We start from the raw sequence: 26,393 nt of genomic DNA, 5'->3' as shown, positions 1-26,393 counted from the left end.
CAACAGCAACAGCAACAGCAACAGCAACAGCAACAGCAACAGCAACAGCAACAGCAACAGCAACAGCAACAGCAACAGCAACAAAAGTCTCAAAACGAAGGGAAAGAAGCGCAAGGACAACAGTCACAAAATCAGCAAGATTCTGAAAATAAAAAAGAAAAACAAGAAAAACAAGAAACGGAACAACATCAACCGCAACGAGATGACAAGCAAGTGAAGGATCAAGGTGAACCAATACAGGCTAAAGCGCATCCCGAAAAAATGCATCAGGATGATCCTGAGTTTCGTCGACTAGAAGCAGTAGAAAGTGCTCGCGACCCAAGCTTTTTGATCCGTGCGCAAATGCAACTTCAAGCGCAACAAAAACAACCTCCACAACAATCTCAAAAGGAGTGGTAAGCCTGTGATGAACAAAGGCGTAAAACTGGTCTTTATTTTTGTGGCCAGCCTAATATCCAGTTTCTCGGTGATGGCACAGACACTTCAAGCTAGTGTGAATAAAACACAAATAGCCAAGAATGAAGTGATTAACCTCAGAATCATTTCAGATACTGAGCTCAGCTCAGACTCAATCGACTTCAATGTTCTAGAGAAAGACTTCTTCTTGGGTCAACCTCGTTATGGCCGCTCTAGCAATAACATTAACGGAAGAAAATCAGTGCGTACCGAGTGGAGTATCTCAATTGCACCAATGAAAGAAGGTGTTCTGACTATTCCAAGTTTTTCCGCTGATGGCATGAAAACGGAGCCGATCAAACTACGTGTCAACGCGAGCCAAACAGACCCCAATCTTGATGATCTATTTAGCTTCAATATTACGGTCGACAACAGTACGCTCTACCCTCAGCAATCTGCAACATTACGTATACAACTTCTAATTAAAGCGGACACTCGACGCCTAGATAACCCGCAAATAGTACCTCCGCAGATTAAAGGCATGAAGCTTGAGGCACTGGGTGGCTTACAACAAAGACAGAAGATCTTAAATGGGTTAGAAGTAGCGATCATAGAGCAGTCGTTTCGCTTAACGGCCAATCAACCAGGCACTTATACCTTGATAGGTCCTAAACTGACCGGTTCTTATATTTATGGCGACAGCTTGACGGGCTCAACCAAAATAATGCCTATCAACACCAAAGCGGAACGCATGCCAATCACGGTCAAACCGATTCCGAGCGAATTTAAAGGTGAATGGCTTCCTGCTTCAGCGTTAGAAACGACACAGAGCTGGCAAGACGATCAAGGTAATCTACTGTCGACTAACGCGATCAACACAGTAAAACAAGGCTCTTCACTCACTCGAACCATTCAAGTTAAGGCTCGCGGTACACAAGCCGAATATCTGCCACGAGTCAATATTAGTTACCCGAGTTCACTGCGCGTGTATCCCGAACAACCTAAGTTCGATAGCGCGAGAGATGGCACCGTTACCATGACGGTGAAGCAAGTCATTATTCCTACAGAGGCCGGGAAATATACCTTACCAGGATACGACTTGAACTGGTGGGACAGTCAAAATGATGAAGCGAAGAAAACAACGTTACCAGAGCTAACATTAGACGTAGAGAAAAATGACACTGGGCTAATCACGTTGCCGGAATCGCCTCTTTCAGCGCCTTTAGTGTCAGCCCCTAGTCCTGAATCAAGCGGCGATGTAAACAGTCTCTGGCGAACATTAACCTTTGTTTTCCTAGGGCTTTGGATAATGACATTGGGAATCGCTATTTGGGCATGGAAAAAGCGGTCAATAACAGCGAGTGGAACGGTTTCAAACACTGAACAACCACTTTGCATCGACGCGCTAAAAAAAGTCATCGAAGAGGGCGATGCTGCGAAAATTGAACGCTCTGTAAATGAGTATTTAACCACTCATCAAGACAGGCTAAACCCTGGCGACGTACAAGCAATTAAGCAAGAGCTTAATGCCATGAATCAAGCGTATTTTAGTGCTAACCAACAACCTTGGAGCCCTGATTCGCTGCTAGCGAAAATTCAAAACCTTGGCAAAGCAAACGTAACAAAAACCGACCACCAACTCGAAAAGCTATAAATAACTAGATAACAATGGCAGCTCTCATGAGCTGCCCATTCTCTTATCCGGCCAAATTTGCTTTAGCGGTTTTATCTAGAGCACCAACCGCCGCCCCTTCCCTATCAAGTTGCTCTTATGAACATCACTCACTCAACAAACACTTGGAGCTCGTATTCGTATCGCCTTACACAATTTCGCCCATGATTCTTCGCTTGATAGAGTGCCTTATCCGACAACTGATATAAATGGTCGAAATTAAAGTCTTTGCCTTTCGCTTTATAACAGGAGTAACCGACTGAAACGGTAAGTAACTCCCCTTCTGGGTTATGTCGATGTTTTATCCCCTCGCCCTCGATGCACTGACGAATGCACTCTGCTCTCAGTCGAACCTCCTCTTGCTCAGAACCAATCATGAGCAACGCAAACTCCTCACCACCGATACGGCAAAAAACTTCATCTTCACCTTTGGTATGATGATCCAAGATATAGCCAATTCGCATCAATGCAATATCGCCTTCGAGGTGACCATAGTGATTATTGAATAAGCCAAAATGGTCAATATCAATCAGGATCAGGCCAAACGACATGTCGTCTTCACACTCTAGGGCGCAATATTTTTGCATCACATGCTCTAACATGCGGCGATTACCAAGACGCGTCAAAGGATCGAGCTTAGAAAGTACCTCAAGCTGTCGATTGGCTTCCTCCAACTCTTTTGTTCGGTTCTGAACCTCCAGCTCTAAGTTTTCGTTTAATTCGCGAATCGCCTCTTGAGCTTGAGTACGTTGCAATACTTCAGCTAAGCTGGACGCGAACATACGAATCACTTCACGTAACTGAGAAGTTAAGGGCGCACGTGTCAGCAAATTATCAACAGCGATAAAGGCGATAGGACCACTGCTATTTGAAGTCAATACCGTCATCGCAGCCCAACCAAAGCCAACAATATTACAGTCATGATAAATAGGCACTGATTCTTCAAATGCGACTTCGTTTGGCATTGAGCGAGCCAGATTTATAAGAGAGAAATCTTGGGTTTCGCCAAAGAAGTAAGATTCATCCACCACGTTCCCTTGAATATCGGTACCCCACGTTCCTTGCATGTAAGAGCAATTTTCATCAGTTAAAAACACCGCCATTCGATCAATACCAAGATTTTTAATGGCGAAAGTGACGGCCGATTTGCATACTCCACTGACAGTAGTGCAACGTGATAACTCAACCATGCTTGAATGCAGCATGCGTACGTTTTGTTCTTGGCGCTTACGAATGTAAATTTGAGAGAAGAGTGAACCAAACGAGTCCAACATCTGTTTTTGATATGCCGTTATCGGCTTACGATGAATAAAGTTATCTAGCGCGAACCACCCAAACGGTTCATTGCCATCGCGTAAAATCAACATCGCATTCCAGCCCTGCCCGATGACCTTGCCTGCTGTGTATATTGGCGCGTCTTCTACAATAACTAAGTTGCTCTCAAGGCTAGATAACGCGGTGATATACTCCTCGCTAAGTTGGTGTAAATCATATTGTGTGTGAAATTCATCAATCGTAATTCCTGACTCATCCGTACCGTATGTACCACTGAAGCTACGCTTTTTCATATCGAGAAGCATCAGTGTAGAGCGATCAAACCCAAGTCGTTCACGTAACGCTTCGACGGCTTTGTAGTACAAGTCCTTTAAAGAATCAGGATTAGAGATTTCGAGTGCAACTTGCTGAACTAACTTCATATTTTCGATAAAGCGCTCGCGTTGGCTAATCTCATCAACATATTGCGCTTCACGAATATCTCTGTGCCTGATCTCTTTCGAGGCATTTTTTTCAGCACGAATACATTGCCAACGCGCCGCTGCGAGTTGCATTGCGTCGTAACTTTCTTCATAGATATTATGTGCTGTGCGAGCATGAACAGATTGAATCAGTAGGTAGGTACGTTTGATAGGCGTGTTGTCGAGCATCATGATGTAACTATCACCACCTAAATCTCGGGTGTGATTCCAATTACAAGTGTTGATCGCCAGAGGTATGATGCTTTCAGAGGTGTCAAACTGACTTGCCCACTCCCAGAATGTCTCAGGATAGTTTTGGGTTGGGTAAAGCTCTCCGCGAGAGAAGCTCATTGAATGACGAGGGTTAATTGAAGGATCTTCAAAAATAGCGAGGGCTTGAGGGGAGAACAGACTCTCTAAATGATCAAAGATTGCCTCCGCTAGCAACCGATGGTCCCTCGTTGAAGACACTTTTCTTGTAAAACTTCTTAAACTCACCCTACCAACCTAATCTACTTTTTTATCCTCGATAAAAAACTACTTAGGCCATGATATGCAATCAATACGTTCAAATTTGAGCTGTTAAGTCATTCGCAAAATTATCAGACTTAGTGTTACATTCGAGAGCTCTTCAGCACTTTTAAAGCCATGTTTCACATAAGTTACATGCTTTATAAACTGGGGAGGAAAGTTGTTCTTATTTACAAGATTTTTGTGTTGGTAGATGTTTTAAGCCTACGACTTAAAAAGAAAAAGGCCCCTCATCAAGAGGGGCAAAGTTACCATCGCTTATAGTTATTTAGTTATGCTTGTAAATACGGTGGATTAACCGAAATCACCATTTACGTAGCCTTGAGTACGGTCGTCTTGAGGGTTGCTAAAGATCACTTGCGTATCGTTGTGCTCAACCAGTTCACCCATTAGGAAAAACGCAGTGCGGTCAGAGATACGACGCGCCTGTTGCATTGAGTGAGTCACGATAACGATGGTGTAGTTCTTCTTTAGCTCTTCCATCAGTTCTTCGATTTTGTGTGTCGCAATTGGGTCAAGTGCCGACGTTGGCTCATCCATCAGAATCACATCCGGCTCCATCGCGATTGTACGTGCAATACATAAACGTTGCTGCTGACCACCAGAAAGACCGAATGCGTGTGATTTAAGGCGATCTTTCACCTCATCCCAAAGGGCAGCACCGCGCAGCGAACGCTCTACCACTTCATCAATTGTCTTTTTGTCTTTGATACCTTGAGCACGTAAGCCGTAAGCCACGTTCTCGTAAATGCTCATCGGGAATGGGTTTGGCTTTTGGAATACCATGCCGACTTTGATGCGAAGGTCAGCAACATCAATGTTGCCGTAAATATCTTCGCCGTCCATCGCCAATTTACCTGTAATTTTCACGCCTTCGATTAGATCATTCATTCGGTTCAAACAGCGTAGAAGCGTTGATTTTCCGCAACCTGACGGGCCGATAAGTGCAGTTACTTGGCGAACTGGAATTGGTAAGTTGATCGATTTCAGTGCTTGGTTGTCACCGTAGAATAGGTCTAGGTTTTCAATATCAAATTTGTTCATTGTCTTAATCTCTTAATTCTTGAATTCGTGTCTTTTAACGTGCGTTCTTAATTAGTGTTGTTAGTAAGTTGCGGTGTTAAAACGTCTAGCAATCAGTTTCGTTACCATGTTGATCAAGAGAACAACTACGATAAGCACTGTTGCCGTACCGTAAGCCTGATTCCATTCTTCAACGGTAAACAGTTCGGTAGTCAGTTTGTATAGGTGAACGGTTAGCGTACGACCTGAATCCAATAAAGAATCCGGAATACGTGCAACCATACCTGCTGTCAGGAATACTGGAGCAGACTCACCAATGACACGACCAATACTTAGAATGACCGAGGTTAAGATACCTGGCATTGCGCTCGGAAGAATCAAACGCCAGATAGTGTAAATCTTAGAAGCACCGAGGCCATAAGAGCCTTCACGGTACGTTTGTGGTACTGCCATCAGCGCTTCTTCCGTTGTACGGATGATAACTGGCAGGATTAGGATACTTAGCGTCAATGCACCCGACAGAATAGAGAAGCCAAGGCCAAGAATCGCCACGAAGAAAGTCATACCAAACAGGCCGAAAATGATCGACGGGATACCCGCCAATGACTCGGTACAGAATCGGATGATTTTCACCAAACGACTGCCCACTTTCGCGTATTCGGTCAAGTAGATTGCCGTCATGATACCGAGTGGCGCTGCCACTGCGATAGAAGCGATAACCATGTAAATGGTCGCCACAATCATTGGGAAGATACCATGCTCTTCACCTGTGCGCGTATAGTTATCAGTAATGAAGTTCCAATCTACGTGTTGTAGACCGTTTGATAGGATGTACCAGATAATCCAGAACAAAAAACCTACCGTTAGTGCTGCCGAGATCCAGACAAATGCGTTAAAGACATTATCTTTGAACTGGCGTGCTTTTTTCAGTTTTGCGCGATCCATAATAGTCACCTTTAACGAGCGATTACTTCGCTTTTTCTCGGTTTAGGTACAGTAGTACAGCGTTCAACGACATGATGAAGACCAGAAGTACTACACCTGTAGCGTAAAGTGCGTTCGCGTGAACACCACTTGCGTAAGACATTTCAATAGCGATGTTTGCAGTTAGTGTACGAGCCGAATCCAAGATGCCTTCTGGCATTGCCGGCGCGTTACCCATAACCATAATGATCGCCATAGTCTCACCCAACGCACGACCGATACCCAGAATCACACCTGTCATGATGCCTGAGCGAGCCGCTGGAACGAGCAATTTAAAGATGGTGTAGATTTTCGATGCGCCCAGTGCCAAAGAACCTTCTTTATAAGTACGAGGGACAGCACGGATAGACGTTTCAGAAACCGTAATTACTGTTGGTAGAATCATCACACCAAGAACAATAATACCGGCCAAGATAGTGTTACCTGCAGGTACATCAAATACTTTCTGAATCAATGGAACGATAATAACCAGACCGAAGAAGCCGTAGACCACTGAAGGAATACCGGCTAGCAGCTCAACCGCTGGACGGATGATGTCTGCTAATCGCTTTGGTGCGATTTCAGCGATAAAAATGGCGGTCAGAACACCAATTGGAACCCCAACAATGACAGCACCAGCCGTCGATACGATAGATGCCACAATCATGGTGGCGACACCGTAAAGCGCAGGTGGTAACCAGTTTTGTCCTAAGACAATGCCCGATACGCCTGCTTCTTGGAATGCCGGAATACTCTCTCGAACGATGAAGTATGCAATAACGGCTAATGAAACAATGCCGATTACGGCACTCGTTAGGAACAAGCCGTGGAAGATGCGCTCTTTCCAGTCTACACGACGCTTCTCGCGTAGGCCTGACTTGCTGATAGCTCTAGCGTCAGTATTCATAAGCTTTTCACTATTTGTTGCGATGGTCATTTAAAAATCTCACGGTTCTGGGCAATGCCGTTGAACACAATGGATAGAAAAGGCTCAGCCCGAAACGTTGGGCTGAGCAAACTTTAGAGTCCCGATGGGATTAGTTAACTGAGATGTAACCTTTTTGGTCAACTAGCGCTTGCGCTTCGTCAGTTAGCATCCAGTCTAGGAATTTTTGCGTTTCTGTTGATGGCTTGCCTTCTTTGTAAAGAACAAGGAATGGACGCGCTACTTTGTAAGAACCGTTTTTAACGTTAGCTACCGTTGCATCAACGCCGTCGATTGCTAGCGCATTAACAGTGTTATCTACAGTACCAAGAGAAATGTAGCCGATTGCGTATGGGTTAGATGCAACCATTGTTTTCAGTGCGCCGTTACCGTTTGCAACTTGAGCACGTTGAGAGATAGCTGATACCTTCTTACCAGAAATCTTCATTTTTAGAGACATGATGTCTTCAAATGCGCCACGAGTACCAGAAGCTGTGTCACGAGTAATGGCTACGATTGGCTTGTCTGCACCACCGACTTCTTTCCAGTTTGATACTTCGCCTTTGTAGATTGCAGTCACTTGCTCGGCTGTTAGACCTGGCAGTTTGTTTTGTGGGTTAACAACCACTGCGATACCATCACGAGCAACCACTTCTTCGATTAGTGTTGATTCTTTTTCAGAGTCTTTTAGATTACGAGAAGACATACCAAGGTCTGCTGAACCATTTTTCGCTGCTTTTACACCAGCTGAAGAACCAGGACCTTGAACTTCGATAAATACGTTAGGGTTCTTCTTCATGTACGTTTCAGAGAAAACTTCCATCAGTGGAGTTACGCTGCTAGAACCCACTGCAGAGATAGTTTCTTTAGCAGAAACAGGAGTCACTGCCATTGCGCCTAGAAGTGCGATTGCACCGATTACTGTCTTTTTCATCACAATTTCCTTAAGTGGCTTTATTGCCGTTGTGTTTCACTTGAACGGTGCTCACTTTAGAATTTGAATATGACAGTTGTGTTTCACTTAGTTGAACCCTCTATGACACGTTGTCATTTCTAACTATTAATTCCGCGACTTATCCCTCTCTCAATTTGAACGTAACGTTTTTATAACGTTGCCTCATGTTCAAGATGATAACCCCATCGATTTTGGTACATTTCATAGCAATTAGGCATGAGTAACTCATTGATTTGGCAAATATAACAATTAAAATCGAAATGCTTATTTATAAAAAAGATAATAATCAAACCGATAGAGGGTCAATCTCATGCGTCAATTTCTTAGTACGCTTTCTATTAAACTTCAGGTTTTTCTGCCTGTTCTATTCACAGTTATATTACTCATCATTGGACTGAGTGTCGGAATCGGTAAACTCGATCAAGCATTCAATAAGGTTTCGGCTTCCACCCATAAGCTAATCATTCACAAAGAGGAACTTAGCGGCATCGTAGACAACACTTACGCCATGCGCATCAAAGCCATTTATAGTCTATTTAGAGCCGAAGATGTTCAGTCTCTCAACCAAGAGCTTTCTAAGCGACAAAACAAAAACCGCGATTTTCTTAACTCCATCGACAATCTCCCTGGCGTTCAAAATGAAGTCAATGCTATGCGTAAGGCCATGAATCACTATGTTGATTTCACTCGCGTTACCATGACACCTCTGCTCACCACTAAACACTCTTCTGATTACACCACCTCTGATTTCAATCAAAAGTACGAATCTGCAATGGCTGAGTATCGATTAGCTGGCGAAGCGATGATCAACGCCATCGACAAACTATCTAAACAATTGAATCAAATCGTCACCGATGAAGTCGAAACGAATGGCGAACAACATTCAACCACGCTCACTTACAGCGCCGTCTCGCTTGCGGTGATCTTGAGTGCCGCTTCACTTATTAGTTGGGTACTCGCCAGCTACATCGTTGCGCCGATTCGTAACCTTCAAGTAACGATGCAGGAAGTCGCGAAGGGAAACCTACTAGTTAAGGCCGAAGCCATCGGGAAAAACGAAGTGTCTCAGCTGGCTCGAGATGTAAACCAGACCATAGAAAAACTGCGTGAAACTGTAAGCGCATTGGTTCGCATTAGTGAAGATGTGGCATCAGCATCAACCGAGTTAGCAACTGTTATGACTCAAAGCAGCGTCAACTCGGATCAAGAAAAGCAAGAAGTTGAGCAAGTAGCCTCGGCGATCAATCAGCTAGAGTCGACCGCAGCTGAAGTATCGACCAATGCACAAGAAGCCGATAGTGCATCAAATCAAGCACGTACGTTAACCTCACAAAGTATAAGCATGTTTGGGGAAAGTACTCGCGCAAGTGAAAAGATGGCGGAACAACTTAACGAAGCCGCTGCCGTCGTGACTTCGCTAAAAGATCAATCAGAACACATTGGTCGCGTGATCGAAGTGATTGAAGGTATTTCTGAGCAAACGAATCTACTTGCACTGAATGCAGCGATTGAAGCTGCACGGGCGGGCGAAAGTGGCAGAGGCTTTGCGGTAGTCGCCGATGAAGTACGTATGCTGGCAGCGCGAACTCAGGAGTCCACCAAAGAGATCCAAACCATTATAGAAGAGCTACAGCAACAATCTGGCCATGCAAATGAAAGCATGCATTCAAGCTTAGCCATGTTAGAAGACAACCAAGCGCTTGCTGCAGAAGTAAGCCGTTCACTGAGCGACATCAACAGTGCGATTTCAGATTTGAATGCGATCAACACCCAAGTTGCAACCGCTTCTGAAGAACAAAAGCAAGTAACGTCGGACATCAACAACAACTTAACGAACATCTATGAACTAGTGAGCCAGAACGTCACTGGTATCACTCAATCCGCCGCGGCAGCGCAAGAGTTGTCTGGTTTAGCAGAAAATCAAAAACATCAACTTAAGCAGTTCCAAGTTTAAATACTCTGCTCAACACGATAAGTTCCAAAGGTTAGAAAAGAAAAAGCTCCGCACTGGCGGAGCCTATCATAAAGGCAAAGCTATCAACCCTTATTAACGTAATAATTATTATTCATCTGTCACTAACAAGAGAGAGCTTTTGAAACTTGAGTTTAACGGATCTCTATTGAAAACCTCACCATTAGTCGTATCAAAAGTTGCAACATGCTTACCGTCGCCATTAGGTGTGTTGCTCCAGACATAACGCCCTAGAACATCATCTCCATCTTTCAGACTATAGCCGCTAGCAAACCCTGTACTATTTATGGCTGGGCTGTGGCAAGCTCGCTCAGTTAGAGATACTAGCTCTTTGATATTTGCTAGTCGCCAATTTTTTTTGTCAGCAAAATTGTGAAGAGGATGGTTGCCGTCCTTATTACGAATTTGTTTGGCTGTGGAGAGAGCGAGTTGCCATGACATTGTAGATCGCGTCCCCTGGCATTCTTGGTTTCCTACATTCCATGTCATACCAACTGGACAGCGCATCCATGTTAGACCTGTTTTCAGGTCAGTTACGGTACCGCTCTCAGAATATGTATAACGCGTGTTAGGTGCCGTTTTAGCAAAGTCAGTAGAACACTCTTGTGCAGCTATTGCAGTTTGAGAAGCCAAAGTAAGAGATAGTACAGTTATTAATTTCTTCATCTTATTGCCCCTTAACTGCGACTAGACGGATTGGGAATTGGTAAGAATCATCGGCACCCGCACTTGTGTTGCTTGATCGAATCTCGACGTATGAAATAGTGCCTCTATCTTTGCCCCGGGAGACAATCGCAGGGAAATAAATCTCGCCATCAATAAGTTGTGATGATGCATTCGTAAACTTAAAGTCGCTATGCCAAAACGCACCATATCCTAAATAAGGGCTACCTATGGTTTGCTGTGGAAAGTATTTAACATTAAAACCATAGACGTTGTATTTTGCATATTCATCGTTCGGAGCAAACAGTGTTTGTTCACCAAAGTCTAGTAAGTCATAAGTCTCACGGTAAGTAGGCAAGCGCCAACCAGTGATTCCACATAACGATTGTTTGTTTATGTACTGAACATATTGGCTAGTGGTACAAACTTCATCACCAGCGTCTTTACAACCTGCAAGCTCTACATCTTTGCTAAATGGCTTAAATGTTTCAGACTCAAACGCAAATAGGCGATCTTTAAATTGAACTGAGCTCGCATCCGCACTTTTGTTTTCCCAAACAAGACCAGTACGCTCGTCCATAGTACAAGCCCACTCAGTCGCATCTGCAGCTAAAGCTGCACCTTGTGAATCTAGCTTAACGAACTTAAAGCCAGCGCCTGTCGACGTTTGCTTGTCCTCTTTGTCGAAGCCGTATTCTGCATCTTGACCAGGGTAAGACGCTTGAACCTCAGCAACGTCTGCTGCTCCTTCAGCAAAATAAAGAACGGCGCCCGTATCGTTACTACCAACCGTTTGTTCAGCAACCGCTACAATTTCTTCAGCAAATGCACTTACTTCCGCTTCAGACAGAAGATCAGAGGCCAACAATTTACCTTGAAAGCTAAGATTTTGAGCAAGCAGCGCTACGCCTTGGGTCATTTGCTTTGGTTGCATCGCAGCTAATAGCACAACCGTGTTTTGCTCTAGCTTGTCTAGCTCGCTAGCTTCTGCGTTAGACATCACCGTACCAGAAAGAGAAACGCCGGCATCGGCGAGTTGCGCTTTCACAATCTCTTCAGCTTGAGCAACGGTTTTACCGTCAATTACAAGACCCGCGAGCAACGTTGTTACACCATTGACCGTGTTACCCGTTGCTAAATTTTGACCCGGAGCCGCAAGACGCAACGTTTGGTTTGAACCTTGATCAACTTGAGCAAGAATGGTGCTGGTTAGTACGTTTTTGTCGCTTGAAGTCAGGCTAAATTTACCGGCATTATCCGTTTTAGTGCTCGGTTCAGTCGTATCACAAACGTAGTTTTGGTTTAAATCGATGCACACTGGCGTATCAAGAAGTGTACCTGCAGAAACGATGGTGCCAGCTACATCATAGGTCGGTGCCGACGTATCACCACCAGAACCACCGCCACAGCCAGCTAGGGCTAGTGACATAGCAACGAAAGAATATTGAAACTTCATAGATTTTATCTTCTTTTGATTTTAATTAACGAGAGCGAATCACTCTCACCATTGAAAGCAGGAAAAGTCCTAACAAGGTCCAAGGCGAACCACTGCCACCTGAACCACCGCCACTGCTTTCTTTAGTGGTATCAGCACTACACTGATACTGAGCAAAGTGACTCACACCCCACTCTTTCAACACCCCAGAGTTCCCTGACACGCGGTCAGACACTTCGAGACGCCAAGTACCCCAACTCGGTTGACCGACAAGTGCTTGTAACTCCTCGTCATACTGAGCGGTGAAGTAACCTTTAAATCCTTTGGTATTGCTTGATTGATGGCTAAGTAGCACGACCGATTTGCCTTGTGGAGACACTAGCGTCACTTGCAGATCTTGCAGTGAGTCATGTTCGATGTTCAGGTAAACCGCAAACGAATCATCAATCGTGCGTGACTTGTCCGATAGCGTCTGAGAGAACAGTCTGTCGCCCTGCTCCGGTAAAGCGGAATTCACTGATTGAGGCTGGATATCAAGCTCTGGCGTACCATTAACCAGCATCACCTGTTCACTCCACTGGTGAGTCTTTAGGCCTTCAGCAAATTGATAATCCAATGAAATAGAGGAATCGAATTGCGTGCCACATGTTAGACCGCTTGGTAACGCCACCTTCATTGAGGTCAAGTCAGAAAGCGTTTCATCAAAGTCGAAAACAGATGCGTTGTTTAGCTTCCATTGCCCTTTGATGCTCGCTTCACGGCCAGTTTGGCTCAGGCTCAAACCAACGTCTTGACCTTGTGCGATGTATCGAGCGTCATAGCGAACACGAAGAGGCGCTTTAAGTAAGTTGTGTCTGTTGAAGCTGTCCGTCAGGAATTGGGCGTAGTCTTTATTTGGGAACAAGGTGTTTGCGGCAAACACGGTCGACTCCGCCAGATCATGCATTTTCACGCCACGACCAATGCCGTACATACCTTCAAGTACAATGGCGTCAAACTCGCGGAACACGTTATCGGTATCATCACCGTATCGTTCAACCGATGCTTTAAGTGCTTGGAACAGTGGCGTTGACCATAGCTCATCGCCTAGTTCACCGCCCACACTAACGTGCGCTGGATACTCTGAGCCCTCGAAGTAACGCGCTCTTTGGTTCCATAAGCTACGAGTTGTTTTGCGTGTTCCGAACACACCGTCCCAGTTGAACACCGTATCTAACTCGAACTCTTGACCACGACGCGAAGCATCCAAATATTGAGTGCGGTAGCTCGCGCTGCCCGCCCAGTAATCAGCAAAACCTTCTGCGATAGCACCAGTGTGGCCGTACGCCCAATCCGGTACGATTTGGTAATGAATACCATGCCCAAGCTCATGTATCACGACATCAGCATCGACTGCATCCGGAGAAACACCACCAACACCCAGCATGAGTGCTTTCGGACCGTAATAGTAAGTAGAGTTATCTTTTGATAAACCGCGAGCGTCAAAACGAAGCGGTTCATCAAACAAGTCGTAAGTCAGGCTTGTCAGATATTGGATCGAGCTATCAAGATGATAAAAAGCCATCAACTGTGGGAACGCATTGTCACCAAACTCGGTGCTTTGCATCTCATCAACACTGTCAAATGCTTGAACCCCTTCTGCGCTGAGGAAGTCCAACGTATCGAGTACAGGCGCTTCACCAGGTGCTGGGGCTGAAAATAAACCCGTCGCATCCACTTGCTTTAATCTTGGGTTAGAGAGATAGAACTTACCTCCCGACTTTAAAACCTCAATCGACTTGGTGACGTACTCGATCGGCTGAGGGTAATCGGACAGTGCTGACCATGTCGATTCTGGTGCCGCTTGCTGTTGCATGGTGCGCAGATCTGGGTTGAATAAAGAAACCTCAACATCAACCAGACTTCCAGAGCTCAAAGCCGGTGGCTCTTGTGCTTGCAGTTGGCGAGGCGATTCCAATTCCATTGCAACCGTTGGTTTACCGTTGCGAATTATCGTATCTTCAAGGCTCTTAAACACTCGCACAACGTGATGATTTTTATCAGTTGTTACTACAAGGGCACGCTGAGATTGATATTCACCGTTAACCCAAACATCAAAATTGTAATGCTCACCAAGCTGAGACTGGGTTTTGTAACGGAACTTAAACTCGCCCGCTTCTGAGTAGTGGCTGTCTAAATAAGTTTTCGCTTGCGCTTCATTGGTCACCACAGAATCCGTTGTGGGATAATCCCACTCTGCAGACAGCGCCGCAGGGGTACATGCAATAAGCAGTGAAAACGCCAATGGTTTTAGCTTCATGATTTCGTCCTAGAATTCGTATTTTGCAGTCAGCGTGAAGTAGCGCCCTGGCTCAGTTGAGTAACGCTTACTTTCCTCAGCGATACCCGCTACGTCTTGGTATCGGATGTATTCTTTGTCGAACAGGTTGATGATGTTTGCGCTAACACGAAGGTCTTTGGAAACGTGGTAAGTTGCGCCAATATCAAACGTATTCCACGCACTTGTCTGCGCGCACTCTGTCGCTAGACCAAGCGTGGTCTGGCATTTAGGAACGCGATCCATGGCCGCGGCCCAGTTCCAAGCCACGTAAGCATTGAAGTCTTGGTCGGCGTATTTCAGTTGAGCGTTACCTTCGAATGGCGTAATGCTTCGAACGTATTCACCTTCCGCGTCTTTGCCATCTACGTAGCCAAACTTGGTGCTGATGTTCCATCGCTTAGTGATCGCGTAACCTGCAGAAAGCTCTGCACCATACGTCTCGACACCATCGAGGTTTTGGTATTGTTTAATGTAATTACCATTGCTTGAGTCAAAGCCCGTGGTCACAACGTCGATGAAGTTTTCAAACTTGTTGTAGAACAAAGACGCATAGACATACGCACGACCGTTATCGAACTTGTTACCGATTTCAAATGAGTCGGAAGTTTCAGCTTCTAGATCCATGTTTGGTGCAATGACAAACGGCGTGAGCGGCACAAAGTCGTGGCTTACGAAGCCATACGCTTTATCGTATTCCGGAGCACGGTAACCATGGTTATAAGATACATAAGCAATGTTGTTGGCAAATACTTCACGAGAAACCGACAGACTTGGAGATACCTCTGAGCTATCCATGTCTTTTAATGGGAAGCCGCCCACTTCACCCGCACCGTCTGGCGTGAGACGGTGCGCATCAAAGCGTAGGCCACCTGTGATGGTCCATTTATCCAGTTCCACCATGTCTCGGACATACAAGCCAATGTTATAAGCACGAGCAGGAGCGAAAGGTTGTTTGGTCGAAGGTGTTACTCCGTTCCAATCAATCTTGGAGTCGCTATCTGTGCGTTCGTAATAGTCTGTAGAAAGCTCGACACCGTAAGCCAATTGGTGCTCAGCATTTGCTGCATAAATCGTATTGGTGAAATCGCCACGGAAGCCAATTGTTTCGTCAATGAAGGTTTTGTGTTCCAGCTCGCGACGCTTGGTGATCAAACCATTATGATCCACTTGGCGCATTAAACGGTTGGTGTCTTCCACCACTTCGGTGTGACGCCAGTAAACTTTGGTATCCAACTCTTCGAACCAAGTTGGATTAATCGGAGTCACCTCTGCACCAATATAAGCGCTGTACTCTTCTGTGGTCTCATCCTCAGCAAAGTCTTCAATATGCCAAATTCCATCAGGTTGAATGGACGGTGAACCCTCCAAACGCTCTTGGTTCTGGGTGTAGAGTTCCGCTTTGGCTTTCAACATCACCTCTTCATTGAAAAAGTGGTTGATCGTATAAGCACCGCTGTAACCATCGAGGTCGCGGTTATACAAATCTTCATCAAAGTTACGTGTCTCTTGTCCTTGCCAGTATGAAACGTTAAACAAACTCTCTGTATCACCGGAACGGAAAGCTAGATTACTCGTGCCTTTGTACTTGTTGCTGATATCGGTGTAAGTACCGGAAACATCGGTGTAGAAGTCTTTGTCTTTTAAGAAATCACCCGGCTGACTGGATTCTAAAATCACCACACCGCCGATCGCGCCAGAGCCATGCACCGAAGAACTTGCCCCTTTAATGATTTGCAGCGATTCAAAATTGGATAAATCAAAAGTATCTCGCCCAACGGCATCATTAATGTCATTCGCACCGAAGCCATCCGCAGAACGAATGCCATCACGAACGATCATAATGCGGTTACCCGTCATACCACGGATGGTAATGTTTTGCGGACGTCCTGCACCGCCCGTCACGCTTACACCAGGTTCGTTACGCAGCACGTCATATAGCTCGGTCTCGCCTCTTTCTTCGATTTGCTCGTTTGTGATAACCGCGACACTACCTGCCACTTTTGACAATGGCTGATCGATTTTATTGGCGGTTACCACCACCTCTTCCATTGAGAAAGCCTTAGATTCGGCGTGCACTTGACTGGCAGCAAGTACCGAAAGTACTGCCGCTGACACTGGGGTAAGCTTCATTTACTGCTCCGCTTTAGATGTTTTAATGAGTGATAGTAGAAATGCGTATTCTTTTGCTTGTTGTTCTTGCGCTTGTCGTGGGTCCATTTGGTGGCCCGAATTAAAATCAGTTTGCAACAAGTACGGCCCGTTGCGCTCACTTAACGCTGAAACTTTAGCGAGATACTTTGCGCCTTCCCAATATGGCACGCGCTGATCGATTAAACCGACTTGAACCAACATGGGTGGGTAAGCGTCTTTATGGATATTGAGAATCGGATCGTACGCCTTCATTAACGCCAATTGTCCAGGTTTGGTTGGGTTACCCCATTCGCCATACTGCTGTGTGGTAAGCGGAAGTGAGGTATCCGACATACTTGCAACCACATCAACAAAAGGCACTTTAAGTACGACACCTGAAAACAATTTAGGATCTTGATTAACCGCTCCGGCCACCAACGTGCCACCAGCACTAGAACCGATGGCGAAAACCTCTCTATTGCCACGTTCGAATGTTTGCAGCGCCTTCGCGGCCGCGACAAAATCACCAATAGAATTGGCTTTTCGCACACCACGGCCTTGCTCGTGCCATTCATCGCCAAAGTACCCACCGCCACGGACATGGGCGATAGCGTAAATCACACCTTGGTCGAGTAAACTGATAACCTGAGGCATAAAGTACGGTTTCATCGTAAAACCATACGCGCCGTAACCGTAAATCATCACAGGAGATTGTGGGTGCAATTTGTCTTTGCGATACGCCAAAGAGACAGGGACAGAAACGCCGTCGTGCTTAATAAAAATACGTTGGGATACATAACGCTGACTATCAAAGTCTTGGTAAGCATCTTGAGAGTACAAGGATTTATTCAGCGTTTTTACATCGAACTCTTCCCACTGAGGAGGCGTAGTCATCGACATGCTTCGGATACGAATTTTGTTTGATTCAAAATCGCCCAATGTGCTTAGCCAAGCGACATTACCATCGTGTTCCAATGGCAGTATCACTTTTTCCTGCCCTTGGTAAGAATACACCGTCAATGTCGACAAGTTGTTTGGCTTACTAAGTGCCACAACTCCTGCATCATAAAGGTAGAACTGTTCAAGCGGCTCACGAGGATTGGTAAAGCGTTGCCATGTTGCGCCAAGCGGTGCGAGTTCGGCTTGGTAAAGGGCGAACTTTCCTTCCAGGTTGCTTTTAAGATAAATGTAACCTTTCGCCACATCCGCGTAATATTCCACACCCACTTCAGGCTTTCGCAATGAATCTGAGACAGTCCCCGTTTCTAGGTCGACAAGCTTCTGCTCTGTTGTTGACTCGTTGTTGCTTTGCAGCACAGCATAACGGCTATCTGCCGCACGATAGAAAGAAAGTAACCAATCTGACTTGGGTTCATTCCATAGGACTGTTTTTGCCAAAGATTCAGTGGAGATACGTAAGATCTGATGAGGTCGCTGGGTGCGCTTTTCTTTTGCAACGAGGAATGCCACTTTCCCGTTAGGTGACAACAATACGCCACTATCGACGTGCGTCGCCAGTTCCGTAGATTGACCGGAGAGTAAATCAACAACCACAGCACGATATTGTTCGCTGCCGTCGATATCTTCCGTGAAAAGTAGCGTGTCACCATTCACTTGCCATTGACCAAGTTGGTAGTACTGATGCGCAGATTGTCGTTCATCGAAATCGAACACCACGTTTTCTGGTGCATGTTGACTCGCACGGGATAATAGTAAGTAACGACCATCGCGACGCATTAGCGTCCACTCTCTTCCACTCACGATCGACCATGGCTTATCACCTTTGTCTGCCACAATGGTATCCCACTGCGTTAGTAGGTTTTTTGTCAACGTCTGATAACTTTTTTGGTGCTGTTCAGTTTTGTGGTTTTGTTCTGTTAGGTAGGTAAGAACTCGCTCATCTTTACGAGCATCATCTCGAAGCCAGTTGAAATCATCAGCAGCAAAGCCAGAACTAGAGGTAATTATGAGCCCTAAAAAAACATGAGTAAATTTCATATAGAGAGCGAATTCATTTATAGGATTAATACAATGGCGCGTATTCTGCCCTTAAATAAAAATGAGATCAATTATCATTTTCATAATCATGTGAGATTTTTATCTAGTGTGTGAGGAAAAACGTTTGCTTTGACCGAGGTTATAAAACTTAATAACTTCCTAAATTAGCGTTCTATGCTGTTTATATACAACCAGACAAATATAAAAGCTGACTAACGAGTGAGTATGGAAAGACGCTATTTCACCTAGCGACAGACATAAAAAATCCGAGTGCGAACACTCGGATTTTTAAGAACTAAAATCAATGGGAAACTACAGCAGCTTTTACTCTTCAGAGCTCGGTGCCGCTGGTTTTTTCTTAGGGATGAAGACATCATCACCCACAGATACGTTTTTGTAGAAGCTCTTGTCACGCTTAGCTGGTTTTTTCGCCGATTTTTTCGCTTGAGGGCGAGCTTTCTTTGCGGTCGCTTTCTTATTGCGGAAATCTGGTTTAGGTGGCTTAAGGCCTTTAAACTTACCTTTCAAATCTTCGAACAATGAAAACTCAAGATCTTGTTGTAGGTATGCTTCTACACGTTTAAAGCTATCCCAGTCTTTTGGACCAACAAGAGAGATTGCATCCCCTTTATTTCCAGCACGACCAGTACGACCAACTCGGTGTACGTATTCTTCGGTATGCTTTGGCATATCGAAGTTGATGACGTGTGTCACAGTTGCAATATCCAAACCGCGGGAAGCAACATCAGTCGTTACAAGGATCTTAAATACTGCGCGCTCAAACTGACTCATAATGGTGTTACGTTGAGTCTGGTTCAAGTTACCACTTAGTGCTACAGCCTTCAGTTTCTTTTCGTTTAGCTTTTCTGTTAGTCGCTCAGTATCATCACGCGTTGCCGTAAAGATAATAACTTGACGGTATTCAGCCTCAGAAAGAACACGATCTAAAATTGCCTCTTTATGATCTAGGTGATCACACAAGTAAAATTTTTGCGTGATATCTTTATGCTCTTCGTTAGAAACGCCGATAGCAATTCGCTTTGGCGCATTGAGCATTTCAGCCGCGATTTCATTGACGTCTGCATGATCTAATGTCGCAGAGAACATCAACGTTTGACGACGACGATGCTTGGCTGCTTTATGAATGCGACGAAGCTCTGGTGCAAAACCCAAATCCAACATGCGGTCTGCTTCGTCAAGAATCAGCGTTTCCAAACCATCCAGATAAAGCGAACGATGATCTAAGTGATCAGCCAAACGTCCTGGTGTCGCCACGATAAATTTCGGGTAACGACGCAGAGCTTTTACTTGATCGTTAAAGTTCTCACCACCCAAAATCAGTGCTGCTTCATAAGATAGGCCAGCTAGCATAGAACGAAGCTCACCATATACTTGTTTCGCTAGCTCACGAGTAGGAGCAAGGATTACCGCGCGAGGGTCTTTCGCAGAAAACGATTTTGTCTTTAAAGACTTATGAAGCATTGGCAATACAAACGCCAAAGTCTTGCCCGAACCTGTTTTCGAAGATGCCAATAGATCCTTGCCTGCAATCGCAACAGGAATCGCCTGCTGCTGAATGTCAGTCGCTTTTTTAAAATCGTAGTGTTTTAGGTTCTTCAACAATCGGTTGTCTAGGCCTAGATCTTTAAATTGCAAAGTATTCTCCAATAAATCAGTCAGCGTCTGAGCGCTCTGTAGTGTCGTTTCCGCTCTAACGCAGCAAAAAAATAAAGCTCGGTATAATACCGCAAATCATAGGAGTATAGATAGAGATCACACAAACTAATTCCCTGTGGTAACGGTAAAACATCATTTGTGGCTCAGTTCAGAGTAAAGACTAGCCTTTTTGATGAGCAGCTGGACAGGAAGTTTAGAGAAAAGCCGTTCAAATATGCCTTCTATCCATCAACAAAACGACTTAAATAGCAGTTATTTGGGCCAATAAACTTTCATTTGTGTCAATATCGTCTAAATTATTGATATCAGGAACGTGGCAAATACACCTGCTATGAAAACTGTTGTGAGAACGAAATAAAGGATAGGTAGTTAAACTTTGTTAAGTTCAGGTAAAAGTTGACGTCAGGTACTCCATGAAATTCTTGGGTTTTTTTGACTTTTGCTACATCATGTACTGATAAAATGTAACCACATTTAACCTCGCTACTGTATAAAATAATAGTTAGTAGCGAGACTTTCACTATAAGCAAGGAGTTCTTATATGAACAAAACGTTGATCGCAGCTGCAGCAACTTCAGTACTTCTACTAGCCGGTTGTGCTTCTTCTGATGACGCAGCTACAGCAAATGCAGCAAAATTAGACGAACTAAGCAACCAAGTTAGCCAACTAAGCCAAGACGTACAAGCTCTTCAATCTGACGTTCAAAAATCAGGCGCAGCAGCAATGGCTGCTCAAGAAGAAGCTGAGCGTGCTAACGAGCGTATCGATAACATCGCTCAGTCTTACACTAAGTAAGACAAACAAGAAAAAAATATCATTAACTATCATTTAGTTAGTGGCCATTAAAAACAAAAATGGCGATAAAATGGCGACATGTACTATGCCGCCATTTTGTTTTATTGTTGCTGTCACTTATGTGACCAGGCTATGTGAACTTAAACAAAAACAACCTGAATCATTTTGTTAATTTAGTTCGGCCGAAATCAAGGGTTGAAACTCATTACTGCATGCTTTCTTTTATCAGCTAGGAGCAAGCGATGTGAAGCACTAAATGATGAGTCACGCTAAAACCGTGACTAGTAGTCGAATATATCCAATAGATCTAAATCGAATTCAACACCACGTAAGTCATGTTCATTACACAAGTTCTTTAGCTTGTCATCGCAATACAACAACTCACATCCTTCCATCAATGACTTGAAAACGTACTTATCGGAAACGCTAGACTCAACGAACTTGAGCGATACCAAGCCAACCGGATGCTCATCAATGTATTCGTGTTTCGTATGTTCCTTGTCTTCTTCGCCAAAACTCATGACATTGAAAACCTGAAACTTCTCGCCATCAATCTCGATAGGTAAAAACTCACCATCTGATTCAATGTATGGCTTTAACACTTCGAGCGCTCGAGGCGTTAGCACCAAGCTCGCACCCCAAACGGATATGTCCGGGATTTTTACCGACGTCTTGTAGTGAGCGGTAAATTCCACACTCTCTTCTACCCAAACATCAGCCAGCCCTTGTGCTTTTACTGGCTCATTGAAAAGCCTATCCAACAGGGCATCATCGCCCGCATCAATGGCCCTTTGAAACGGATCATGCTCAAGAACTTTAAAGTAACGATTGAGGTTTCTTACCTGATATATACTCATTAAGCTGGCTTCCAAGATGGATCTTTCTTCATAAGAATTTGGGGAGGATGAGAGCCATCCTTTAACTGAGATTTGATAGTCACAAGTCTCGCTCTAAATGCACTTTCATTGTTGCGAATAACCGCCAACCTGCCAACCCACCTCTGATAGTTATCGCCATGTATGCGCGAGTGCGTCGGCGCTTTTGGCGTAGTGTAATGCCCTTTGTAGGCGGTAGAACGAGGAAGCCAAATTCCATTAATTGAATCATTAATGCCTATTCCGTACATGAACATTTGCAACCGAGCGTTAGTCATGGCCCTAACACGGCCATTCCCCATGATGATATGATGCGCTGCATGATTTGGTGACGGCTTTGGCTCTGCAATGGCATACAAGTTACTTGCCAAGCGTGTTGTAGGATGATGTTTTTCCTTTGCCAATTCGGTATGAGAGCTATCTTTATTGTCGTCTCGATACGCTTCCAAATCTGCAAGCAACTGCTCTTGCAACTGTGCATGCGCGTTAATCTTGGCACGTTCTCGATTCAAATGAGCAATTGTTTCCTCTGCTTCTTTAACCTCTTTAGGCGAGGTTTTATCTAGATCCTTTATCTTGTGGTAATGCTTGTACGCTTTAACCTGGAATCTATATATCGCCATCTCCAAGCCTGACGGATTCTTTGGCCTTAAAGGGAGCTTCAGAACGGGAGACTTACCCAAAATTACTTTTTCCATTTTCTTTTCAAACCTTCAAAAAGAATAATGCTCCACCCTATAAGCGCACCCGGTCAACGAGGCAAACGTGTTTTTGTGCTTAAGTTAAAACTGTCACGAACTGACTAACATGTTAATTACATACAACTCTAAACATCGCGGACGCCCGTAGGCTGGCTCGAGCGACTCAACTTTTTAAGACATTATTTCGATGATATTTAATAAATGCCTTTTGCGGCTCACTAAATGAGCCCACGTTTAGAGGGTATGGTATACCCCAACAATTTAATAATGAAATTACGGAGTGATCTGAAATGATTAAATCAGCATCATCAGTAAATGATATCCACCCTTTATCAAAGAGCTTATCGATATGAGGAGAAAGAAGTAAGCCATTGTTTCCATCCAGTTTTTCTTGGTTATTGGATTCACGCCAAGGTTTACAGTGACTTGCGATCAAAAAGCGTTTGTCTGACAAACCTGTAACACGACATTTAGATTCAATAGCTTCCAGATTCTTTCTGAATCTTCCTTGGCCACGTCGTGCTTTTATCAACTGCTCTTTCTCTGTTTCGCTAATAGAGTCATCATACTCTAATTGCTGTTCTATTTCGTTATCTAGTTCATTGATCCCTTCATCAAAACCTAGCTCTTCTTTAGTCGCAACTGCTTCGCCTGAAAGCTCAAAAAGAAGGTTAGCTAGCTTCTCTGAAATATTAGCCAAGTAACAACTTTGATTGCCATTTCCATTCTTTTGGATAGGAGCATACTTATCAGAAAGTAGAGGGGCGATTGCGGAAATGTTGTCTTTAGCGCGAAATGGTTTATCTAAGGTTGTCCACTCAACCTTAACTAACCAGCCTTCATTGCCCCAATAACCTCCTTTGTCACCGAACTCATCTGGTTTAGATGCAGACCTACATTGTTCAACAACCTTGCCGATAGCCCTAATTTCAGCAAAAGCGAAAGAAAACACAGTGTCACCGACCGAAGTTTTAGGCATGTTGTCATAGCTATGATTTCTAGCTCCATTGGCATTCTTCTTAGGAGACCAAATATAGCCACCTTCAATCTCTTCTTTGTGTGTCTGTTTATGGTTTACCCACCAAAACATCTTATTCTCCAAGTTTTCTAATTGATATGGTGCAGATAGCCAAATATCCAAACTTAAATCTACAACTAGACATTTTCGAGTGTATAAATACACCCTCAGATATCGTTAAAGTTGTCCAATATTATATGACGTGAAATTTATAGTTATATCTTATTAGACGTTAGTTTGAAGTCTCTGTTTCTGCTGTTTAGCCTAGCACTGTTATTTACAGGTACCCATTAGAATCACATTTTAACTCATAAATTTAATCTCTTTTTTAACCTAATGTCTTGAACAGTTTCGAAAAAATATAATTCCTACCAAACTGTCTGCAATCCCTTGTTCTGTGAGGCTTTACCTCTAAGGAAAGAGATCTTTAACTTTACCTATTCGATCTTTAAAACTCTCACACAAAACACATAATAGAATTAAAAATCAAACGCTTAAAAACAAAACCAAGATCCTTACAGATCATAAATATTGCAATTTATCGAAAAAAAACGCATTTTTTGAAATTCTGCTAGATGAAATATAAGTCCTTTAAGAGATTTTCTGGATCACTGTAACTCCTTATAGCAAAAGAGCTCATTACGCGTCCTAGGTTTCTCATACTTCATAAATTTTCACTGAATCAAAATTTCTAAAATATCAGATCGAAAACTTCGCAGGTGGGGAGGAGGAGTGCGGATTCCGTCACCTTGAGGTTGCTTTTCGTCACAGTACGAGGCAGCTCGTCGTTTGAACGTGTCCGTGTCGTTCACGTAATTGATGCAACAGTATTCGAGGAAAAGAAAAGCGCCCAAAGCGGGCACTTGATTTGATATTGGCCTTGGATGGCAAGCTAGAATGTCGATAACTCCTTAATAATAAGGATACTGAGACGAAGGATTGTTAGGTAAACGACTAAGTCGTTTCGTATAATGTTCAATTTCGGTTACTCCCATAGATATATTGATTTATCTATAGGGTTGGTTAATTAGGTTGCGCCTAGTGTGAGAAAGGATTTTACGTCACGCTGTAAGATCCTTCCGAACTACCGCCAGTCACGGAAACCTCGGCATTTTGTGTTATTTCGTCATACACAGCGTTGGCGATCGCCTCTGCCATCTTCCCTGCCATCGCAAATTCTCCAGTTAACACGAAGCCTTGCGCTTCCAGTTCACTCTCTAACTTTTCTTTCAGTGAGGCTTTACTCATTGCCATACTACTTACCTGCCTTAACGGTTTTAGATATATCCACATGATTCTTGCCAGAGAACGGGCAAACGGTCTGCCCAGTACAAACCCCCGTGCCACCATTCATGGTGATGAGGTCAGCCACTTCTATGATTTTCTTGGCCGTAGTGGTTTTGTTATTTGTGATTTCTTCTATTTTGTCTTCTAGCACTTTGATGCGTTGATTTAAACATTCGGTGATGTTGTCTTTGTCGGTCTTGCTTTCAAAGTTACCTTCTTCGTCGACCAACTGGTAAACACCTTGACGTTGTTGGTATCGGCTCTCGCCTTGCTTAATCGCTGGTAACTTGAATCCCAATGGCAGAACACAACGAATAAAAGGCTTATCCGGTTGTCCGAACATAAAGCCTATTTCTACAATGCTTCCGATTGCCGGTGGTTCAAGTCTACCGGCGTATTCACCTACACCTGGTATTGGAAGTGGTACCGCCTGAAGTGGTGATTTATCTTTGAACTCCACACCCTTTTCATCGAGCAGCTGAACATCCACCGCGTAATGCGGGTAAAAGCGATCGGACATGTCGCCCTCTTCTGGCAGTTCAGGTAACGCTACTACCTTCCCCCATCGAGGTAAATGCCAACGGCCAGTCAGCTCCGGGAACAGTCGGAAGATGATCCGCTTAATTGCATTTACGTCCATGTCAATTTCACCTCTGTTCCTTGAAAATCAACGCCCACCAAACGTAAGCCGTTGACAATTGCGCCAGGTCTTAACTTTGGAATGGCGGGAACTTTTACCGATTTCGACGCAGTTCGGTTGGTCATTAGATTGCCTGGAATGGTCACTGGCTTATCAGCCCAGTAAGAATCTTTCCAACTGCCCACGTAAATCTGACCATTGCCTTGTTGCTGCCAAAACAGATCTTCAATCCCGAAGGCTTGAGACAGCTCGTCCATCACTCGATAGCCATTACCGTCGCTATAAAAACAAGGGATAGATGTTTTGCTGTAGGCCGCTTCTGGTACCACAAACTGCAGCCCTGTTTTGTTGGTTACATCGCTTAGTAATTGCATCAAGGTTGGGTGCCTAAGCGTGACATTAAGCGGTTTGAAAAGGAGCGCCGCTAGTTCGCGACAAAACAATTCTGACCATCCTTTTTCTGCGGGTTGAACTCTTTCAACATACCCAAGAAAAACGCGAGAAAAGCTATCTCCCCAACCAATATCGACAGCAACAATAGTGTTCACTATAGGCGAGCCTTCTACCTTAATTGTGCAACGCGCTGGCGTATTCACATCAAAAAGAACACGATGGTCTTTGGCTTTCACCTTTTGACTACCCAGATAAGCACGGCAGGAAAATTTGTTATTTATCGTCAC

General features: G+C 44.3%; 20 protein-coding genes and 1 pseudogene. 4 read left to right on the top strand and 17 right to left on the bottom strand.

The genetic code is table 11. From position 1 onward, the window contains the following. Together R7P69_RS02210 and R7P69_RS02205 are read left to right on the top strand one after the other, a co-directional pair. Positions 1 to 399, top strand: a pseudogene (locus R7P69_RS02210) (hypothetical protein); the annotation flags it as partial. A gap of 4 nt (positions 400 to 403) precedes the next feature. Further along, on the top strand, positions 404 to 2,050 hold the full coding sequence (locus R7P69_RS02205; RefSeq protein ID WP_213891102.1) for a BatD family protein: 1,647 nt from the start codon (positions 404 to 406) through the stop codon (positions 2,048 to 2,050). 128 nt (positions 2,051 to 2,178) lie between these two features. Here R7P69_RS02205 and R7P69_RS02200 read toward each other — a convergent pair whose 3' ends face one another. From R7P69_RS02200 to R7P69_RS02180, 5 genes are all read right to left on the bottom strand, one after another. Beyond that, on the bottom strand, positions 2,179 to 4,302 hold the full coding sequence (locus R7P69_RS02200) for a GGDEF domain-containing protein (RefSeq protein WP_161441480.1): 2,124 nt from the start codon (positions 4,300 to 4,302) through the stop codon (positions 2,179 to 2,181). Between the two features lie 327 nt (positions 4,303 to 4,629). Then, on the bottom strand, positions 4,630 to 5,379 hold the full coding sequence (pstB, locus tag R7P69_RS02195; protein ID WP_005375156.1) for a phosphate ABC transporter ATP-binding protein PstB: 750 nt from the start codon (positions 5,377 to 5,379) through the stop codon (positions 4,630 to 4,632). Positions 5,380 to 5,439: 60 nt separating this feature from the next. After that, on the bottom strand, positions 5,440 to 6,303 hold the full coding sequence (pstA, locus tag R7P69_RS02190; protein WP_005383923.1) for a phosphate ABC transporter permease PstA: 864 nt from the start codon (positions 6,301 to 6,303) through the stop codon (positions 5,440 to 5,442). Between the two features lie 22 nt (positions 6,304 to 6,325). Further along, positions 6,326 to 7,258, bottom strand: coding sequence for a phosphate ABC transporter permease subunit PstC (gene pstC / locus R7P69_RS02185; RefSeq protein ID WP_005375154.1), 933 nt, complete (start codon positions 7,256 to 7,258; stop codon positions 6,326 to 6,328). A gap of 100 nt (positions 7,259 to 7,358) precedes the next feature. Beyond that, positions 7,359 to 8,180: a phosphate ABC transporter substrate-binding protein gene (locus tag R7P69_RS02180; RefSeq protein WP_005375153.1), complete on the bottom strand. Its 822-nt coding sequence runs from the start codon at positions 8,178 to 8,180 to the stop codon at positions 7,359 to 7,361. Positions 8,181 to 8,511: 331 nt separating this feature from the next. Here R7P69_RS02180 and R7P69_RS02175 point away from each other — a divergent pair, with 331 nt between their 5' ends. Next, a complete protein-coding gene (locus tag R7P69_RS02175) occupies positions 8,512 to 10,155 on the top strand; it encodes a methyl-accepting chemotaxis protein (protein WP_238952494.1) in 1,644 nt (547 codons plus the stop codon). A gap of 108 nt (positions 10,156 to 10,263) precedes the next feature. Here R7P69_RS02175 and R7P69_RS02170 read toward each other — a convergent pair whose 3' ends face one another. The 6 genes from R7P69_RS02170 to R7P69_RS02145 all read right to left on the bottom strand — a co-directional run bounded on the left by R7P69_RS02170 (position 10,264) and on the right by R7P69_RS02145 (position 20,387). Then, a complete protein-coding gene (locus R7P69_RS02170) occupies positions 10,264 to 10,839 on the bottom strand; it encodes a DUF1566 domain-containing protein (RefSeq protein WP_005375151.1) in 576 nt (191 codons plus the stop codon). Between the two features lies 1 nt (position 10,840). After that, entirely contained in the window at positions 10,841 to 12,292 is a 1,452-nt protein-coding gene (locus tag R7P69_RS02165) for a DUF1566 domain-containing protein (RefSeq protein WP_238952493.1), read from the bottom strand. Between the two features lie 25 nt (positions 12,293 to 12,317). Then, positions 12,318 to 14,570 carry a proprotein convertase P-domain-containing protein gene (locus tag R7P69_RS02160; protein ID WP_213891098.1) on the bottom strand — a complete coding sequence of 751 codons (2,253 nt, stop codon included), beginning with the start codon at positions 14,568 to 14,570 and terminating at the stop codon, positions 12,318 to 12,320. A 9-nt stretch (positions 14,571 to 14,579) separates the two neighbouring features. Continuing rightward, the gene (locus R7P69_RS02155; RefSeq protein ID WP_213891096.1) at positions 14,580 to 16,721 is read right to left on the bottom strand and encodes a TonB-dependent hemoglobin/transferrin/lactoferrin family receptor; all 2,142 of its coding nucleotides are present in this window, start codon (positions 16,719 to 16,721) and stop codon (positions 14,580 to 14,582) included. After that, on the bottom strand, positions 16,722 to 18,719 hold the full coding sequence (locus R7P69_RS02150) for a prolyl oligopeptidase family serine peptidase (RefSeq protein ID WP_238952491.1): 1,998 nt from the start codon (positions 18,717 to 18,719) through the stop codon (positions 16,722 to 16,724). Positions 18,720 to 19,043: 324 nt separating this feature from the next. Continuing rightward, entirely contained in the window at positions 19,044 to 20,387 is a 1,344-nt protein-coding gene (locus R7P69_RS02145) for a DEAD/DEAH box helicase (RefSeq protein WP_031812859.1), read from the bottom strand. A gap of 550 nt (positions 20,388 to 20,937) precedes the next feature. Here R7P69_RS02145 and R7P69_RS02140 point away from each other — a divergent pair. Beyond that, positions 20,938 to 21,192 carry an Lpp/OprI family alanine-zipper lipoprotein gene (locus R7P69_RS02140; protein WP_005375145.1) on the top strand — a complete coding sequence of 85 codons (255 nt, stop codon included), beginning with the start codon at positions 20,938 to 20,940 and terminating at the stop codon, positions 21,190 to 21,192. A gap of 281 nt (positions 21,193 to 21,473) precedes the next feature. On the opposite strand, the gene R7P69_RS02135 is transcribed toward R7P69_RS02140, so the two are convergent. From R7P69_RS02135 to R7P69_RS02110, 6 genes are all read right to left on the bottom strand, one after another. Then, a complete protein-coding gene (locus tag R7P69_RS02135; RefSeq protein WP_318121310.1) occupies positions 21,474 to 22,049 on the bottom strand; it encodes a hypothetical protein in 576 nt (191 codons plus the stop codon). Further along, positions 22,049 to 22,765, bottom strand: a complete 717-nt coding sequence (locus R7P69_RS02130; protein ID WP_193279574.1) for an AHH domain-containing protein — start codon at positions 22,763 to 22,765, stop codon at positions 22,049 to 22,051. The genes R7P69_RS02135 and R7P69_RS02130 overlap by 1 nt, the downstream gene beginning before the upstream one ends. 166 nt (positions 22,766 to 22,931) lie before the next feature. Further along, positions 22,932 to 23,858 carry an HNH endonuclease signature motif containing protein gene (locus R7P69_RS02125; RefSeq protein ID WP_318121306.1) on the bottom strand — a complete coding sequence of 309 codons (927 nt, stop codon included), beginning with the start codon at positions 23,856 to 23,858 and terminating at the stop codon, positions 22,932 to 22,934. Between the two features lie 984 nt (positions 23,859 to 24,842). Beyond that, positions 24,843 to 25,040: a hypothetical protein gene (locus R7P69_RS02120; protein WP_318121304.1), complete on the bottom strand. Its 198-nt coding sequence runs from the start codon at positions 25,038 to 25,040 to the stop codon at positions 24,843 to 24,845. 1 nt (position 25,041) lies between these two features. Further along, positions 25,042 to 25,713: a hypothetical protein gene (locus R7P69_RS02115; protein WP_318121302.1), complete on the bottom strand. Its 672-nt coding sequence runs from the start codon at positions 25,711 to 25,713 to the stop codon at positions 25,042 to 25,044. Beyond that, positions 25,704 to 26,393 (bottom strand): hypothetical protein, encoded by a 690-nt coding sequence (locus R7P69_RS02110; RefSeq protein ID WP_318121300.1) that lies wholly within the window; start codon positions 26,391 to 26,393, stop codon positions 25,704 to 25,706. The genes R7P69_RS02115 and R7P69_RS02110 overlap by 10 nt, the downstream gene beginning before the upstream one ends.

The organism is Vibrio sp. 661 (assembly GCF_033339315.1).
Lineage (GTDB): Bacteria > Pseudomonadota > Gammaproteobacteria > Enterobacterales > Vibrionaceae > Vibrio > Vibrio alginolyticus.
The sequence above is the reverse complement of the archived record's forward strand: the minus strand, read 5'-3'. Positions and strand labels throughout refer to the sequence as shown.

Coding starts and splice junctions, on each gene's coding strand:
- R7P69_RS02155 (WP_213891096.1), bottom strand. CDS start 16,721: ATGAAGCTTACCCCAGTGTCAGCGGCAGTACTTTCGGTACTTGCTGCC.
- R7P69_RS02125 (WP_318121306.1), bottom strand. CDS start 23,858: ATGTTTTGGTGGGTAAACCATAAACAGACACACAAAGAAGAGATTGAA.
- R7P69_RS02140 (WP_005375145.1), top strand. CDS start 20,938: ATGAACAAAACGTTGATCGCAGCTGCAGCAACTTCAGTACTTCTACTA.
- R7P69_RS02115 (WP_318121302.1), bottom strand. CDS start 25,713: ATGGACGTAAATGCAATTAAGCGGATCATCTTCCGACTGTTCCCGGAG.
- R7P69_RS02150 (WP_238952491.1), bottom strand. CDS start 18,719: ATGAAATTTACTCATGTTTTTTTAGGGCTCATAATTACCTCTAGTTCT.
- R7P69_RS02130 (WP_193279574.1), bottom strand. CDS start 22,765: ATGGAAAAAGTAATTTTGGGTAAGTCTCCCGTTCTGAAGCTCCCTTTA.
- R7P69_RS02170 (WP_005375151.1), bottom strand. CDS start 10,839: ATGAAGAAATTAATAACTGTACTATCTCTTACTTTGGCTTCTCAAACT.
- R7P69_RS02120 (WP_318121304.1), bottom strand. CDS start 25,040: ATGGCAATGAGTAAAGCCTCACTGAAAGAAAAGTTAGAGAGTGAACTG.
- R7P69_RS02160 (WP_213891098.1), bottom strand. CDS start 14,570: ATGAAGCTAAAACCATTGGCGTTTTCACTGCTTATTGCATGTACCCCT.
- R7P69_RS02165 (WP_238952493.1), bottom strand. CDS start 12,292: ATGAAGTTTCAATATTCTTTCGTTGCTATGTCACTAGCCCTAGCTGGC.
- pstC (WP_005375154.1), bottom strand. CDS start 7,258: ATGACCATCGCAACAAATAGTGAAAAGCTTATGAATACTGACGCTAGA.
- pstB (WP_005375156.1), bottom strand. CDS start 5,379: ATGAACAAATTTGATATTGAAAACCTAGACCTATTCTACGGTGACAAC.
- pstA (WP_005383923.1), bottom strand. CDS start 6,303: ATGGATCGCGCAAAACTGAAAAAAGCACGCCAGTTCAAAGATAATGTC.
- R7P69_RS02175 (WP_238952494.1), top strand. CDS start 8,512: ATGCGTCAATTTCTTAGTACGCTTTCTATTAAACTTCAGGTTTTTCTG.
- R7P69_RS02135 (WP_318121310.1), bottom strand. CDS start 22,049: ATGAGTATATATCAGGTAAGAAACCTCAATCGTTACTTTAAAGTTCTT.
- R7P69_RS02180 (WP_005375153.1), bottom strand. CDS start 8,180: ATGAAAAAGACAGTAATCGGTGCAATCGCACTTCTAGGCGCAATGGCA.